At 61.4% G+C, this 15,921-nt stretch carries 12 protein-coding genes; 6 read left to right on the top strand and 6 right to left on the bottom strand.

The features are described 5' to 3' along the window. Positions 1 to 361 precede the first annotated feature (361 nt). The 6 genes from csx2 to BUB04_RS08950 form a co-directional block, all read right to left on the bottom strand. Positions 362 to 1,681, bottom strand: a complete 1,320-nt coding sequence (gene csx2, locus BUB04_RS08975) for a TIGR02221 family CRISPR-associated protein (protein ID WP_073038663.1) — start codon at positions 1,679 to 1,681, stop codon at positions 362 to 364. 75 nt (positions 1,682 to 1,756) lie between these two features. After that, the gene (cas2, locus tag BUB04_RS08970; RefSeq protein WP_073038662.1) at positions 1,757 to 2,041 is read right to left on the bottom strand and encodes a CRISPR-associated endonuclease Cas2; all 285 of its coding nucleotides are present in this window, start codon (positions 2,039 to 2,041) and stop codon (positions 1,757 to 1,759) included. 14 nt (positions 2,042 to 2,055) lie between these two features. Beyond that, the gene (cas1, locus tag BUB04_RS08965) at positions 2,056 to 3,105 is read right to left on the bottom strand and encodes a CRISPR-associated endonuclease Cas1 (protein ID WP_073038661.1); all 1,050 of its coding nucleotides are present in this window, start codon (positions 3,103 to 3,105) and stop codon (positions 2,056 to 2,058) included. 105 nt (positions 3,106 to 3,210) lie between these two features. Further along, a complete protein-coding gene (locus tag BUB04_RS08960; RefSeq protein ID WP_073038660.1) occupies positions 3,211 to 4,899 on the bottom strand; it encodes a CRISPR-associated primase-polymerase type A1 in 1,689 nt (562 codons plus the stop codon). A gap of 177 nt (positions 4,900 to 5,076) precedes the next feature. Next, positions 5,077 to 6,504 (bottom strand): tetratricopeptide repeat protein, encoded by a 1,428-nt coding sequence (locus BUB04_RS08955; protein ID WP_073038659.1) that lies wholly within the window; start codon positions 6,502 to 6,504, stop codon positions 5,077 to 5,079. A gap of 217 nt (positions 6,505 to 6,721) precedes the next feature. Beyond that, a complete protein-coding gene (locus BUB04_RS08950; protein ID WP_073038658.1) occupies positions 6,722 to 7,903 on the bottom strand; it encodes a putative CRISPR-associated protein in 1,182 nt (393 codons plus the stop codon). Positions 7,904 to 8,190: 287 nt separating this feature from the next. Here BUB04_RS08950 and cas6 point away from each other — a divergent pair, with 287 nt between their 5' ends. The 6 genes from cas6 to csm5 are packed head-to-tail and all read left to right on the top strand — an operon-like array spanning position 8,191 to position 15,697. Beyond that, positions 8,191 to 9,168: a CRISPR system precrRNA processing endoribonuclease RAMP protein Cas6 gene (gene cas6, locus BUB04_RS08945; protein WP_073038657.1), complete on the top strand. Its 978-nt coding sequence runs from the start codon at positions 8,191 to 8,193 to the stop codon at positions 9,166 to 9,168. Between the two features lie 3 nt (positions 9,169 to 9,171). Continuing rightward, the gene (cas10, locus tag BUB04_RS08940; RefSeq protein WP_073038656.1) at positions 9,172 to 11,697 is read left to right on the top strand and encodes a type III-A CRISPR-associated protein Cas10/Csm1; all 2,526 of its coding nucleotides are present in this window, start codon (positions 9,172 to 9,174) and stop codon (positions 11,695 to 11,697) included. Then, positions 11,694 to 12,098, top strand: coding sequence for a type III-A CRISPR-associated protein Csm2 (csm2, locus tag BUB04_RS08935; protein WP_073038655.1), 405 nt, complete (start codon positions 11,694 to 11,696; stop codon positions 12,096 to 12,098). The genes cas10 and csm2 overlap by 4 nt, the downstream gene beginning before the upstream one ends. Before the next feature lie 15 nt (positions 12,099 to 12,113). Continuing rightward, positions 12,114 to 12,965: a type III-A CRISPR-associated RAMP protein Csm3 gene (gene csm3 / locus BUB04_RS08930; RefSeq protein WP_073038654.1), complete on the top strand. Its 852-nt coding sequence runs from the start codon at positions 12,114 to 12,116 to the stop codon at positions 12,963 to 12,965. Continuing rightward, positions 12,962 to 13,984: a type III-A CRISPR-associated RAMP protein Csm4 gene (gene csm4 / locus BUB04_RS08925; protein WP_073038653.1), complete on the top strand. Its 1,023-nt coding sequence runs from the start codon at positions 12,962 to 12,964 to the stop codon at positions 13,982 to 13,984. Before csm3 ends, csm4 begins: the two co-directional genes overlap by 4 nt. Before the next feature lie 21 nt (positions 13,985 to 14,005). Further along, entirely contained in the window at positions 14,006 to 15,697 is a 1,692-nt protein-coding gene (gene csm5, locus BUB04_RS08920) for a type III-A CRISPR-associated RAMP protein Csm5 (RefSeq protein WP_073038652.1), read from the top strand. Positions 15,698 to 15,921: the final 224 nt, after the last annotated feature.

Below are 15,921 nucleotides of genomic sequence, written 5' to 3'. Positions count from 1 at the left end.
GTCTAGGCCCAGAGGGCCGCTGCAGAGCACCTCCCGTGAGGGTAGGGCCTTGGGTGTTGAAAATGTAAACAGGTGTCCCGGAGCCATCTGGTATCTGCCCGGAATGACTAAGAGTTTGGCTGCAGAGGACCTCTTTTGCGTCGTTGTAATAAAATCAACAACTTGGCGAATCTGAGCCGAATCGGCCGGAGGTCCTCTGCGCCAGGTCCTTATCGCCGGTTTCCATTCAAATGTCATGGAGGTGCCTGACGCCCCCCCCATCCCGCCCATTCGCATTGGCGTCCATTCGCGTTCATTTTCGGTTCTCTTTCAGATTGCCGGAGGATGCCCTGCGGTGCGCCCAAGGTGCCATTGCCTCGCCTCAGCGTTTCCGTGACAGGCGCGCTTCGCGGTAGGCCTGCCAGGCGCGCTCCAGCGCCTCCAACCCTCCGGGCAGGTAATCCACGAGGCTCTTGGCCGACGCCGCCTGTTTTTTGAATCCTCCGTGCATGAAGTCGTTCCGCCTGGGGCGGAGCGCCTCATAGACCCTGGCCAGTTCCTTCAACTCCGGCCCATGATCGCGGATCAAGACTCTCGCTTCCTCCCGGCGTTCCGCCAGGGCCCCTTTCCACTCCTCCTCGCCCTTTCCCTCGGCAACCACCTTCAGAAGACCGTTCCAGAAACCTTCCCGAAGGTCCTCGTCCAGCGGATCGTGGCCTTCCAAGCGACACAACCCGCTCAGGATGGTCTCACGCATGAGGATGTAGGCCTGCGGAACCAGGTCGTGGGCCAGGCACCAGCGGACAGCGGCGAATCCCTTGTCCTCGGGATCCTCGGCGTCAAAGGCCTTGGTCTTTTCCCGGATGCGCTCCAGCAGGGGGGAGAGGGGAGGAAGAATATCCTGTCGCTCCAGGGCGTCGACCAGGTCCCCCAGCCCCCGGATCTTTTCGATTTCCCGACCGCGAACGGCGCTGAGGTTGAGGCTGAAGGAGTCGAGGGACCGGCCCAGTTGGGCCAGATCCATGGCCACCTGGTTGCGGTTTTTCTTGTCGGCCAGGAGCGGCCCGACGCCCCGGTTCACCAAGCGGGAAAGCGCCTCGGCGCGCCCCGCCGTCTCGAACATGTCCACGGCCCGGGCCCAGTCCAGCAGGGTGTCGTAGGGCGAGAGATCGAAGACGGGGGCGATGCGTTCCTGCTCCGGGATCTCCTTGGCCTGGTCGGGGGGCCCCAGGGTCTCGAAGGCGCCGTAATGGATTCCGATGACGCCGATGCCCTTGAGAACCTTGGCGTAGTTGAGCACCACGGCGTTGAGGAGCGGCAGGGAGCGGAAAGAATGGGTGATGTCCAGGAGCACCTGGTCTTCCGGGCGAAGGGAATCCATGAGGGTCATGAAGATCTCCATGATTTCCTTTTCGTTCCGCCCCTCCGGAACGGCCACCCGCTCGCAGCGAGCGGCAAGCGGGAGATCTCGGATTCTGCGGCCGAGCCCCGCCGGGAAGTTCTCTCCATCTTCCCAATTCTTCTTGCGGGCCTCTTCCGTGCAGAAGATGAGGATCCGGTCGTCGGAGGTCCAATCCCGGCAGAAATGCTCGATCAGGGCTTCCTGCACGAAAGGGGTGGGCGCCGACGTCCAGCCGTCGATCTCGTAGCGGCAGGGCAAATACTTGTTCGTTCCCAGGGTGCTGAGAAAAACTCGGGCCATGGATCGTCCTCCTTTTTCCGCCGGTTGGTTTCGCAACAAGGAATTGCCGTCTCCTTTACCCCTTTCATCGGCCCTTCACAAGACTCCGTAGTCCCGCACATCCGGCGGCTGCCCGATGCCCGTCTGTTCGAAATCGTCCAGGCAGGCGCGGCACTGCCGGTAGTACCGGACGGTGTCCGTGGTGAGGTCGATGAGGCGCTCCAGGCGGTCCATGAGCGTCAGGAGTTGTTTTTCCGTGAGCTGGGGACACTCGAAAACCGATTTCTGCACCCGGTAGCCGTAGCCCTTGAGTACCTTGACCACCCGGTACCGGGTCCGGTCGTCGCTGATGTCGAAGCAGACCACGTAAAACCGCTTCATGGGACGAACCTCCTTCAGCCGATCCGGGGCCAGGGAAAGGGTTGATAGTCCGGCTCGTCTCCCATGAGGAATTTCAGGAAACGGCGCGCCTGGGACCTGAGGATCCCCCGGTAGGACGTCCCCGCGCCGGTGAAGGGGCAGGCGGCGGGAGTCTGCATCCAGCGCTCGTAGGCGTCGATGAAGGCCCGGGCGATCCGGGGCTTCATCTCCACGGGGCGTTTGGCGCGAAGATCGGCCTCGTCCACCCCGTCGGGATTTTCCACCGGCCGATACACGAAATCATCGGGGCGGATCACCCGCCGGTTGATGAGGGTGAGCACCAGGCGGTCGCCCAGATAGGTGCGCCATTCTTCCACCAGATCGCAGGCCAGGGACGGACGCCCGTACTCTTCGGCGTGAAGCGTTCCCAGGTAGGGGTCCAGTCCGGCGATCTTTACGGCCGTGAGGACCTCGTTGGTCAAAAGGGTGTAAACGAAGGACAAGAGCGCGTTGACGGCATCCAGGGGAGGGCGTCGGGACCGGCCGTTGAAGGGAAACCCCTCCACGCGGATGAGACGGCCGAAGACACTGAAATAGCGGTTGGCTCCCCGGCCTTCGATCCCCCGAATGAGCTCCAAGTCGTTTTGGCGCTGGGCCAGTTCCGCCAAACCCTGCAGATGGGCGGCCGCCTGGTTGAGGGACTCGTCCCCGTATTGGGTGCCGCGGCGCTGGAGAAAACGGGCCGCGTTTCGGAGTTTGGCCGCCACCAGGAGACCCGCGATGCGGGCGGCCTCCGCCGGGTCGCTCAGCCGAAGGTACTGGGCCTTGCGGCGGGCCACGTGCTTGTGCTCGTCCACAATCAGGCGGCCGCGGAAACGCCCCCAGGGGCTCAGGAGCACCGTCTCCACCCGACGCCGCACCAGTTCGCTCAGGACGGCGCCGCTCATGGACGCCCCCACCAGCACCAGCTGATCCAGGCCGGCGAGGGGGATGGAGCCCCGCACCTCTTGGCCCTTCATGATCAGCAGATTTTCTCCCGACTTGCGCACGTACGTGCCGGGCTCCAAGACGTAGTAGCGGTCCATGGTGTCCTATCTACAAAGGGCGGCGGGTTCACGCGTTTCGCAGGGGCGGGCTTTACGCCCGCCCGACGGAGCCGCACCTTGGGAACGAATGGTTCCCGGGGTGCCTCAACTTCCTTCCTCCGGGCGGCCGCCGGCAGCGGGAGGCCCGGGGTCGGGTTCCGGCGCCTCGCGTCCCAGGAACCGTTCCACCATGCGCAGGGCCGTCCTCAGGTTGTCCAGGGCGGCCTGCAGGTTCTCCACCCGCTCGCCCTTGGGCGCGGCGTCGGGCTCCGTCCACCGGGGCCAGTGCAGCAGCGGGTGAGGATAGCGGGGCACTTGGGGAAAGGGACAGTAGGTGCCGTCCAGGCCCAGGAGCCGGTGGATCTTCTTGCAGCCGAGAGGGGTGCCGCGCAGCCGCGAAAGCTGGTAATCCACCCAGTGCGGATTGTATTCGGGCAGCCGCCCGAACACGTGGTGGAGGAGATGGCGGGCCCGGGGAAGAAAGCCCAGGGTTCCCAGAAGGATCTTCTCCTCCCGCACCGTGAGGGTGCCCGAGCGACGACACCCCACCAGGATGTGGCCCAGGGCGGTGCAGCGTTCTTCCAGCACGGCCAATTCCGGATATTCCTCCGCCCAGCGCCGCCGCTTGGGATGGACCACCACGGCGGCGGATTCGCCGGGCGTCTTCAGGCGTGCCAGCGCTTCCCGGGAAACCGGGCGGACCGAACGCAGGAGTTCCAATTGGGCTTCCCAGTTCCTGTTGCGCGACGGCAGAAAGTAGGAAGGCCGGCCCGTGAGCCGATGGACGCCCAGGGGAAGCTTCACCAGGTTTCCCAGGCCCTTTCCCGCCAGACGGTCCTGCTTGGGGAAGACCTCCAGCTGAAAGCACGAAAGGTCTGGCTGGATCCTGCCGGCCAGCACGTGCAGCGCCTCCCGCACCAGGTGCGCTTCCACGGGGTCCCGGAAAAAGTACCAGAAATGGAAACCCTTGCCGCCGCTGAACTCCGCCAGACAGGGAAGTCCCGCTTCCCGACCCAGCTCGGGAAGGCGGGTGAGCAGGTAGCGCTGCTCCCGGCGGAGAAGATCCCGCTGCTGCGGGGTGAGCGGCGTGGAGCGCAGGGCGGATACCAGGTCCGCATCCAGAACGCCCAACCGCACCCGGCTGTCCTTTTGCAACAGGTAGATGCCGTAGGTGCGACGTCCCTGGAGATGATCCAACACGTCCTGGTCTTCCATGGGGCGCCGAACGGGGACGTAGCCCTGGGTCCCTTTGGACCGATCCGCCCACTGGCGGGCGAAGCAGTCTTCCCGGCCCTGAAACAGCCGGAGATAACGCGCGACGGCCTCCTCCCGCCGGCGAAGCTCCGAGAAGGGCTCCTGCAGCAGGGTCTCATCAGGAGCCGAGTGGCCGCCTTCCTTTTGGGGCGCCGAAGCCGGAACCGTCGGCGCACGGGAAACGCCATCCCCGGGGGCGTTTCGTTGGGGTTCGGTGCGGGCCAGGGTTTCCAGAAGGGCCACGCGCCGGCGCCAGGCTTCGGAAAAGGTCGGGTGCCGCTCGGTCAGCCATTCCAGGATGTGGAGGCTCAAGTCCGCATCCCCGGCGGCCTGGGCGAGCCCGGCGCAGCGAAGGGCCTGTTCGGGCGGAAGCCTTTCCCACAGCTCACGTCGGGACAGGACCCGAAGGACCGGCGCGGGATCCGATTCTTCCAGCAGGCGCCGTTCCAGCCGCCGGAGCAGCAGGTCGTAATCCACGGTCCTTTCCGGCGTGTTGTGGGCCTGTTCCGCATCGGTTCGGGGAGTGAGCCTCTCTTTCATGACCGTGATCCGTAATGCGTGATCCGTTGGCCGTTGTGGGGGGTGCCGGTCGCCCGGCGGGGAATCTCCCCCTTTCCCACAAGACGGCCTCGACGCTCCCCCCTTTGTCAAAGTGGCGCCGGGGGATTCCTCCCCCCTCTTTTCAAAGGGGGGCCGGGCGGGATCCCTCCCCCTTTTTCAAAGGGGGGTTGGGGGGGATTCCCGCGGCTCCCTGTGCGCGTTCTTCTTCCTTGCCAGCTCCGCGGCGATCTTCTTTTTGAGCGGCAGAAGATGCGGGTAGCGGGGGCGAAACGCCTCGAGATCGCATGCCGTCCGCCACGCCTCCTGATGTCGATCCAGCCTCAGAAGCGCCGCCGCCGTCCAAAAGAGCGCCTCGTCGCAGGGGTTCCCGTAGGTGGTGCGGCAGAACTGGTCCGCCTCCCCGCAGTGCGTCAGGCACGCCTGGTAGTCGTTTTCGCGAAAGTCCAGGCGGGCGAGGCGCAGGAGGGCCCTGTGGCGGCCGCGGCGATCCTTTTCCGCCGCTTTCTTGAGCACCGCCCGGGCCTGCACGGTTTTTCTCTCCGCGATGAGAAGATCCGCTTCGGTCCAGAGCACGTAGGGACGGCGGCGGTTTCCGGGGATGCGTTCCAGGGCTCGGCGCGCCCGATCGGGAGCCCCCTGGGCCAAGGCCGTTCGCGCCAGGAGTTCGAAAACGTAGTCGTGCTCCGCCGGATCGGCCTGGGCGGCGGCGAATTCCAGGGCGTGCCGGGCCTTTTCGTAATGGCCGGCGGAAAAGTGAACCTTTCCCAGGGCAAAGTACTTGTGGACGACGGAAAGATGCCCGCTTTCCCGGTCCTCCTCGATGCAGCGTTCCAACCGTTGCAGGGCCTCCGCGTTTCTCGCCGCCTTCTGATGGCACGAGGCCGCCTGGTAGAGCGCCTTGATGAAATTTTTTCGCTCCTGGTGCCGGACCCTTCTTTGGTCCGGATCCAGACGGTCCCAGTTTCGGACGGCGGTTTCGAAAAGGGGCAGAGCCCGGTCCGGCTTGTTCTGGATCGCCTTGTAGAGCATGCCCTGGCGGTAGAAGTTGGTGACTCCGTCGGGCCGAAGTTCCTGGGCCTTGGCGAAGTGTTTGTGGGCCAGCTCGATGCGGGCCTTCTTCTCCTCGGGGTGCAGCAGAATCTGCCGGTTCTTGGCCGCGTAGAGGCTGTCGTAGGCGGCGTAGGCGAGTCCCGCGTGGGCCTGGAAGTCGTCCGGGCGTTCCTCCACGCAGCGCAGCGCCAGCCCGATGGCCTCTTCGTGACGGCCCAGATGGCCCATGGCGAAGGCGATCTCGCTTCGGACGGCGAAGCCCAAGCCCGCCTCTTCCAGCTCCGGAACGCGCTCCTCCACGGGATGAAAGAGGTCCACCATCTCCTGCCATCGGTTCTCGGACCGGAGCACCTCCAGCTCGGAAAGGATCCGGTCCAATTCTTTCTTGAGCCGGTCGGCGCCTACGGCCTGCGCCGCCAACCGATCCAGGAAGCCGGCTTCCTCCTCGGTGGGGGAAGGGGCCGCCCCATGCCTCTTTACCGTCTCTCCCGCGGCGGGGTGCGCGATCACCGCGGCTTTGTGTTCTTCCGCCATGACAGGTCCTCCTTGCTGGTTGCCTGTGAAGCCTCTTACGGGCGATCACGGCATCGGAGGCCGTTTTTTCAGAAGGCGTGAGTGGCGAGTTGGGAGGATGGGGAGTGGTCGAGAATCCTTCTTGGGGGAAGCGGGGCCCAAAGTCCAGGGCGAAGAACCTATGACGATTTGGGCGTTGGGCCGTTTCCGGTACAGCCGAAGATTCCGGGATTGCCCCTCAATTGTTCCCTTTGCTCCAGTGGTTGAGCTGGTGAAGGACGAAACGCCGATGCAGGGCGTTCCGGGCGGTGGTCCGCACCTCGAACCGGGCTCCGAATCCGCCGGCATCCACATATTCGCCGCAGATGGCGCGGTCCCGCTCCAGGAACCGGCCGTGGTTCAGGGCTGCCTGGCCCGAGTAGGGAAGGGTGTGGCATCCTGTGATCCAGTGAGGGAAGGCTTCGTAGACCTTTTGCACGTAGTCGATGAATCCCTTGGGGTAGTGGTGCTGAGGAAACCGGCACCCCATGCGATGGGCCGTCCTGGGAGGTTCGATCATCTTGTCCGGGTTTTGAGAAAGATAGGCCTCCCAGTAGACCAAGCCCAGAGCGGAGAGGGCGGCGAGCCGTTCCGCGTCCACCGCCTCGATCTCCAGCAAGGGTTCCATGGCTTCCATCTGCGGGGATCCGGCCCCCAGCGCCCGTAGGAGGTCCTCATAGGGGACGGCGGCGTCGGGTTCCGCCAGGTCGGCCCATAGTTCCGCATGGTCGTTCACCAGGCCGAGATCCAGCGCGAAGGGCACCTGGGGAAACCGGATCACCTGGTCGAATTTTTCGTGCTTGTAGTAGACGGGACAGCCAGCGGCCTGGCCGAAGGCCACGGCCAGGGCGATTTGTGCCTTGTAACCGCCGGTGGCGTTGACGGCCATGGAGGAAGCCCCCCATTTTCGAAGCTCCTCGCCCAACGCCCGGACCAGGTTGCCGAGGCCTTCTCGACGGAACCGAAGGGGCTCGGCATCTTGAAGGCCGGCCACGACGCGGCTGCTGACGTACTGGAAACGCACGGGACAGTCCGGATCTAGAAAGTAGGCCTCCAGCACCCGCCCCATGGCCTTTCCCTCTTCGGTGTCTGATATGAGCAGGATCAGGCGCACCCGGTCTTCACCCAGGAAGCCCTTTCGCACCATGGCTTCGATGGAATTGATCTCGGCCCCGCAGAGCCTGTGGTCGGGCGGGATGCGGATCAGGGCGCGACCCAGGGCGGGCCAGTCCTTTTGGATATAATGCTCTTTGCACTTTCTGAACGCCGCGGACCGGGCCCCGCCTGTCATCTCCGTCAAGTCCGGATCGAGCCTTTCCAGGTTGGGATAGAAGAGACTGGTTCCCACGGTGCAGACCAGGGTGCCGGGCAGAATGTTCATGAAAAACCTCCTCTAAGGATGTGGGCCGGGCGATTTTTGTCGGCTCCGCTTCGGTCGTTCAAGTGCGTCTATACCCAAGGGTCCGGGGGGTGTCCAGATCGTTAAACTCGATTATTTCAATAGGATATGGTCTTCTTTCCGGTTCGGCCGTTCCTTGACAATACAGTTTTTGTATGCGAAATAAAGCACAATATCTTTCGGTTCATTTCTTTGAAAATCCCCCGAACCATGCCGTAAAGGTGGGCAAAGCCCAGAACGGGCCTGATCGACTTCCGGGGAGACAAAAGATGAAGACCCTCTTGGACCGATTTCACTGCGTGCGCCTCCGGGTGGACATCCGGGCCAGGTCTCGCGTGGAGCTTCCCTCCTACAAAGGGAGCACGCTCAGGGGTGCGCTCGGCATGGCGCTCAAGCACAGTTGCTGCGCCGCACGGCGACGGCCCTGCCAGGAATGTGTTCTGCGCTCTTCGTGCCTGTATGTTTACCTTTTTGAAACACCCCTTGTCGGAGAGTCGCCTCTGGATCTCCGCTACCGCAATGCTCCCCATCCCTTTGTCCTCCAGATCAATATGGACGGCCCCGTGACGCTTGAACCCGGTGCACTGTGGTCGTTCGGCATGACGGTCATCGGACGGGCGATGCAATGGATCCCTTATCTGATCATGGCTGTTCAGCGAATGGGGGAGATAGGAATCGGAAAAGGTCGCGGAACTTTCGACCTGGAGCGTGTGGTTTCCTTGGACGGATCCGGTGATCCATGGGAGGAGGTTTACGCCGAAGGCGTCTTGCGTCTTCCGGAAAAGCGACTCCCTCTGACGGCCGGAAACGGGCAGGGTGGCGCGTCACAGGGCAACGCTTTCTCTTTACGCTTTCTCACGCCCGTTCGTTTGGTCTCGCAAGGCGAACCTGTGCGCGTGCCGGAATTCCCCGTTTTCTTTTCCAGGCTGCTGAACCGCTTGGAAAATCTCCAGCGGTTTCACGGCGAAGGGGAAACCGGCGATTCACTGCCTTTCCGGGAGCTTTTGGATAAAGCCCGCTCGGTGGCCATCGTGGAAAACCGCACCCGTTGGTTCGACTGGGAACGGTATTCGCACCGGCAGCGCCGAAAGATGCGCCTGGGAGGTCTCGTGGGCGAGGTGGTCTACGCTGGAGACCTGCTGGAATTTGAGCCTTATCTCAGCGCTGGTCGGTGGGTCAACGTGGGCAAAGGCACCAGCTTCGGCCTCGGCCGATATGAGGTGGCCCAAACTACCGAGGGAGAATGATCCATGCTTTCCCATGAAAAGCGACGATCCTTGTGCTTGGCGGGGCTCTTTCACGATCTGGGAAAATTCAAGCAGCGTGCCGAACGATCCGAAGATCGAGGGAAAACCCATGGAGAGATCGGCTACCGATGGCTTCAGGGCCATTACGGAGAAAACCTGGTGGCGCTTGGGGCCAAGAACCACCACGCCTCCGATGAGCACGTGTGGGAGGTGAATGATTTCCTGGTCCTTTATGAGGCGGATAACTGTTCCGCGTCCGAGCGGCGTACCACATATGACAACAAAAAGGACGTTTCCGCCGTCTGGCAGCGGGACGTACCTTTGGCTTCGGTTTTTTCGCGCGTGCGAAATCCCCATGAGGACGATCCGCATGCGCTCCCGCCGCCGGCTTTTTGGGAGCTCCCTCGTCGCATCGGGCCCCGCTTGGGTTGGCAGCCTCCAAAAGCCGAGGAAGGGCAAAATCCATCGGACGCCTACGGCGCGCTCTGGCAGGGATTCGAGCTGGAGTTCCAAGCTCTCAAAGCCTGCGGGAATCACCACAACGTGGACTCGGTGATGCATCTTTTGGAGAAATATACCGGCACCGTCCCCTCCATGACCCTCCGGGTGCGAGGAACCGACGACAAGGAAACCTATCGGAAACACCCCGATGTTTCTCTTTTCGACCATCTGAAGACCACGGCCGCCTTCACCCTGTGCCTGGCCGACTTTTGCTGGGAAAAATACGGCGACGAGTGGAGCCGCCGTCCGCTGAAAGAGGAAATCGCCGGGGCTGCGACGTGGGGAGAAGACGCCGAGTCTCCTTTCCTATTGGTGGGAGGCGATCTTTCCGGTGTCCAGCGTTTTCTCTACACCATCTCGGCCAAGGGCGCTTTGAAGTCCCTTAAGGGCCGGTCTTTCTTCCTGGAGCTGTTCCTGGAGCACGCGGTGGACACTGTCCTGGAATCTCTGGGGCTTTTCCGCTGCAACGTGATTTTCACGGGCGGAGGCCATTTCTACCTGGTGGCCGCCAATACCCGGAAAACCGAAGAGGCCCTCCGAGAGGTGAAAGGGCGCCTGAATCGGTATCTTTTCCATGATTTCAACGGTGCCCTGGAATTATTTCTCTGCTGGGTTCCGTTTCGGAAGGCGGACCTGAAGGACGTGACGGAACCTTGGCAGCGTCTGTCCGGGGCTCTGGAGGAAGCCAAGAAAAGGAAGGGAGAAAATTTCCTTGCGGAGCTATTGGGTGAGCCTCAGGATCCCCACCCCGACTGTTATACCGACAAGTGCCAGGTGTGCGGCCGCGAAGACCGGGCCTTGGAGATTTTGGCCATCAGGGAAACGGCCATTACGGTCTGTGAGCCATGCCGCGACCAGTACTACCTGGGAGATCTCCTCCAACAGGCTGCTCGAAAAGGGCACTTGCCGGTCATTTACCGATGGGACCGGGAGCCGGAGGCAATTCCCCGAAACCGTTACATCCGCATTGAAGACCGTTTTTATCAGCCGGCAGCCGGTTACTTCGGCCGCAAACACGAGGAATTGAATCGGGCCGCAGATGCCGTATTTCATCTGAACGATTGGGATCTATCCCATTTCCAACATCCCGGAAGCCGTCCTCTTTTTGCCGGGGTCTACCTCCCGCCGGAAGACGCGCCCCGGGACCTGGAATCCATGGCTGAAAGGGGTTTCGGCATGGGCCGCATCGGTGTGGTTCGGATGGACGTGGACCGACTGGGAAGGATCTTCTCCCTCTCGCTTCCGCCGGGGGAACGCACCTTTTCTCTGACGGCTTCCTTGTCCCGGCAGCTCAGCCTTTTTTTCAAATACCACATCAACGGCATTCTGGAAGGCGCGGAAGGCTATCCTGAAAAAACATTGCTGGCCGGACGCCCTGCCGGCCCGAGGCTCACCACCGTGGTCTATTCGGGCGGCGACGATCTCTTTCTTATCGGCCATTGGTTGGACACCTTGGAAGCGGCCCTGGATATCCAGAAGGCTTTCGCCGCGTTCACGGCCAATCCTTTCATCACGATTTCTGCGGGGATGGCCGTGGGAAGCCCCCATGAGCCGGTTTACCGCCTGGCGGACGCGGCGGGCGAGGCGGAACGCTTGGCCAAGCGAGAGCGCCGGGAAGGGGCCAAAACCATCGCTGGAAGGCAGTCCTTCACCTTGTTGGGTCGCCATGTCTTTCCCTGGAAGGACTCGAAGAAGCCCGATGTGGCGAAGGTTCTGGAGGCTCTGAAGCATCTGGAGCCGTTCGTGGATGTTGATGGAAGGTCCCTGAAGACCCGGCCGCATGGCCTTTCCAAAGGTTTCTATTACAAGCTGCTGCAGCTGGTGAGACGTCAGCGGCAAGACGGCGTGTGGCTGTTGCCTAAATTGGCTTATTTGTTTGGTAGAACGAAGGTGGACGGCTCGCTGGAAGAACATTGGGGTGCACTGAAGCATTACATCTTTTCCAGCAAGGCCGATGGGTGGCGTCACGTGGAAGCGGCGCTCCTCATCCTTTTGATGATGATGCGCGAAGGAGGGTCGAAACCATGAACGGAGGAAGGCAAAATGAGGGCATTGGCCGGTTCAAGGGAGAGCTGAGCGATCTTAAGAAGCTCAGTATGGAGCGGCTGGTGGAAATCGCCGATGCCGTCGGTGCCGCCATCTCCCGAAAGGTCAAAACGAATCAGATCCGGCGATTTCTCGACGGGACGCGGAAGGTGGAGGCGGAGCTGAAAAACAATCTGCCGTTCGAAAAAGTAAAAGATCAGATCATCCTGCTTCGGCCCAAGCTCGCCTATGCCGCCGGGAGGCATGAGGACGTAAAGGAACTGGCGGAAATCCTGGATGCTGCCGTGAAATCGGCGGCCCAAACCCAGGAGAACTTCACGAAGTTTCTAAGGTTCATGGAAAGCATCATCGCCTACCACCGCTTCCACGGCGGAAGGGATTAGAAGGAGGACACAACCATGGCACCGAAGACTTACCGGAAGCTCTTGGGGAAGATCGCTTTGGAAGGGGTCATGGAATGCCTGAGCGGACTCCACATCGGAGCTTCCAAGGAAAACCTGGAGATCGGATCCTTGGACAGTCCCGTGGTGCGCGATCCCATCACGTCCGAGCCCTACGTGCCGGGCAGCTCCCTGAAGGGGAAGCTCCGGGCACTCCTGGAAAAGGCCCATCCCGAGCTTTTGCCCAATCGGGACGGCGGCAGCGGCATCAGCCGCCACGAATGCAACGACTGGGAGCCGGGGAAAAACCGGAACAAGAATTACAACGCCGAGTTGACCTATCCCGGGGCGCTACAGTGCCCTGTGTGCCGCCTTTTCGGGTCCACGGCGGCGGGGGAAGGCGGAAACTTTCCGGCCCGCCTCAAGGTGCGGGATTTGCGGCTGTCCTCCCAAAGCCGCAAGGAGCTGGAAAGCATCGACACGGGGCTTCTTTTCACCGAATGGAAGTTCGAAAACGGCATTGATCGGGTGACCTCCGCTGCGAACCCCAGGAACCTGGAACGGGTGCCCCGAGGCACCAAGTTTGATTTTTCCCTGGTTTACGATGTGGAGGATATGGAAACCCTGAGTGAAGATCTGCGCAACCTCCAGTTGGCCCTGTCCTTGCTCCAGGACGATGCCCTGGGCGGACACGGGTCGCGCGGGTACGGCCAAGTGCGTTTTGAGTTCACCAAGATCGAAGCGCGCACTGTTGGGCATTATCGAGGCGAACCAGGCCAGGCGACGAGTGTGGGCGGACTGGAGGACCTGGCCCGCCTGGCCGGTTTCTTTAATGGTTCCAAAAGCGCTAATGTGGAGAGGGTTTCATGAAAACCTATCTCTATCATCTGGAATTTCCGGCCGGGGCCCACTTTGGGCGGCAGGGGATCGGGTTGGAAGAGACAAGGGAGACCGTTCCGTCGGATTCTCTCTTTTCGGGGATTGTCAACGCGCTGGCCCTCCTGGGGGAAGCAGAGGAGGTTCTTCGTGAGCTGAACGACCAACCCCCCCCATTCACCCTCAGTTCGCTTTTTCCTTTCGGTCCGGGAGCTGGGAACGGCCAAGGCCGGCTCTACGCCTTACCACGACCTCTGACGTCCCCTCCTGTGGAGGATTCGACGCTTCTGCAACGTGCGGGGAAGGACATCAAAAAAATCCGCTACCTCCAGCCAAGTGATGTGCTTCGCTGGCTCGGTGGGCGGCCCCTCGGTGAAAGAGATCTGGGTCTCCTTCGGGAGAGGGCCCGTCCATTGGCACGACCCTGGGATGCTGAGTCCGGTGAGGGATGGTTCATCAATGAGCTGCGCCCCCGGGTGGCTTTGGATCGGAGCTCCCAGAACAGTTCCATCTGGTGGTGCGGCGTGGTGCACTTTCGACGCGGGGCGGGTCTCTACGGACTAGTGCGTATCCGGGACGACGATTGTGGAAAGAGGCTTGAGGCAGCGTTTCGGCTCCTCGGGGATATGGGGCTCGGGGGCGAACGGACTTATGGTCTGGGGACTTTTCGATTCGACGGGTTTGTCCCTTTGGAAGAGGTGTGGGGCGATCTTGGGGATCTTCGAAAGCCCGGCAGGTATTTACTGCTTTCCCGGTACGCGCCCACTCCCGAGGAATTGGGGCGGCTCACGGAAACGCTAACCGCCTGGGAGATGGAGGAAAGCCGGGGATTTGTGGTCTCAGGCCGCCATGCCACGACCCTCAAAAGAAAACGGGTGCGTTTCATCACCGAAGGTTCGGTGGCGACAGAACCCCTGGCAGGGCGTTTGGTGGATGTGACGCCGGAACACGGCCCGGCCCTGGGTCTGCCTCATCGCGTCTATCGCAGCGGCATGGGCTTTTGGTTTCCCTAAAGGGTTCTTCGGAGGCGCTTTATGGCCACTCAGGCGGCACCGTCCCCTGCGGCGGAAAAGGTGTTGGAAAAACTGATCGTGAATTTCACGGTCCTTTCCCCCATCCATATTGGGACGCGGGACGGCTCCCTGCTCCCCATGGAATTCCTATACGACGGTCAGCGGGTGCATGTGGTGGACGAGGCCAAGCTGGGCCGCTTTCTGATGGAAAGGAACCTCATGGACGACTTCGTCCATCAAGCCTTCTCCGGGCACCTGCGCAGGAAGGGCTTGGGGAAGTTCCTTGAAGAAAAAGCCCGGGGCACGGATTTTAAGAAGATCGGCCCGGCCGTGGCGGCGTATTCCGTACCCGGCGGAGGTCCGGACATGTCCGATTTCCGGCCGTTCGTGCGGGACGGTTTCGGGAGGGTTTATCTTCCCGGTACATCTATCAAGGGGGTTTTGCGCACCGCGTTTCTCTACGGAGCTATGAAGGCTGAGCTCACCGGCTCCGGGGAGGCAAGGCATCCTCGTGAAGCCCAAGTGAATCAGTGGATTCAGAAACTTCAAAATGAACACAAGAAAGAACGTGCAAAAAAATTTCTGTCTGCCCCGCTTCAAAAGGAGGTTCTGCAGAGCTGGGACATTGCAGGAAAAGCCAATGACCAGAACCGGGACATTCTTCGCTGTCTCAAGGTGCGGGATGCCTATCCCGTCAACGGAAAGGTCGAAACCCGGGTCATCCCCATTCAGTTTTTGTCCAAGAAGCCCGATGGGAGCCATTACTGGAGCCAAAAGCCCAAAGGAAAGGGAGACTTGGTCGTTTGGGTGGAAGCCGTGACCGCGGGCACGTTCCAGACGGAAATCCTTTGGGACCATGAACTCTGGCGGATGTTTTTAAAAGAAAATCGGAGTAAGAAGGCTCCAGCGTCGACCGTGAAAGGTGTCCTTCTTCTGGCCGATCGCATGAACCGGGACATTGCAGAACATGAAAAGGCCTTCTACACCGCCAGAGGTGAACCTCAAGGGGGCTTCCTCAAGAGCTGGTACGAGGCGTTGGGGGGATCGATCTTCCGGATCGGGTTCGGCTCGGGAATGCTTTCCACCACGGTGAATCTCCTGTGGAGCGAGTCGCTGCGCCAGCGGATCCGAAACGTCTGCGGTCTGCACCGGGGAACCGACCCGGCTCCCAAGTCCCGCAGGGTGTGGGTGAAGAGTAAGCAAGAGTGCCTGCCCATGGGCTGGGCGCGCATCCGAATTGTCGAAGACGAAGGGCCGGACAAGAAAAGTGCCGCGCCGGCTCCTTCTGTCGGCGGGCAGGCTCAGAAATCCACAGATAAGGAAAGAGCCTCAGGGGCACCGGAAGACCCGATCCAGGGGTTGCCGGAAACAAGAAGGCAAAAGCGGGCATCATCCGCGACTTCAGCTGCTGAAGCGAGCAGAACCGCTGGGATGGAAGAAGCCCGAAAGCAGCCTCCAAAAGCACCGACTCCTCCCCACCACGGACCTGTGGGCGGTGCCGCCATGCCTGTTCCTTCCAAAGGCCTTGTGGAAAAAGCCAAAACCGTCTCTCTGACGGATAAAATAGCCATGGAACGGCTTTTCAAGGAAATGGAGCGAGCAGATGAAGTCTTGGCCCGGAAAGCGGCTGAGGTGCTGAAGGATCGAATGCAGCGGCAAAACCTTTGGAAGAGTACGCCGTTTCAGGTTTCCATCCAAGAATACCTGGATTGAATCTGGGCCTTTGGGATGGTTTGCTCAAAAGCCGGCATGGAGATACCGATCCCCGAGATGCGGGAGTCCCCTTTTCGAGGAATCCAAAGAATCTGCAACGCCAGGCGGGACCGGAGTTCCAGGGGGTGCCGGTCCGCCTGGCCCTCAAAATTCTTTAGTGGATTGTCCGAAAACGAGCAGTTGAGTTCGCCTGTGAAGCCCCCGAAATCCTGTACACGGTTTTG

This window comes from Desulfacinum infernum DSM 9756 (assembly GCF_900129305.1).
Lineage (GTDB): Bacteria > Desulfobacterota > Syntrophobacteria > Syntrophobacterales > DSM-9756 > Desulfacinum > Desulfacinum infernum.
The sequence above is the reverse complement of the archived record's forward strand: the minus strand, read 5'-3'. Positions and strand labels throughout refer to the sequence as shown.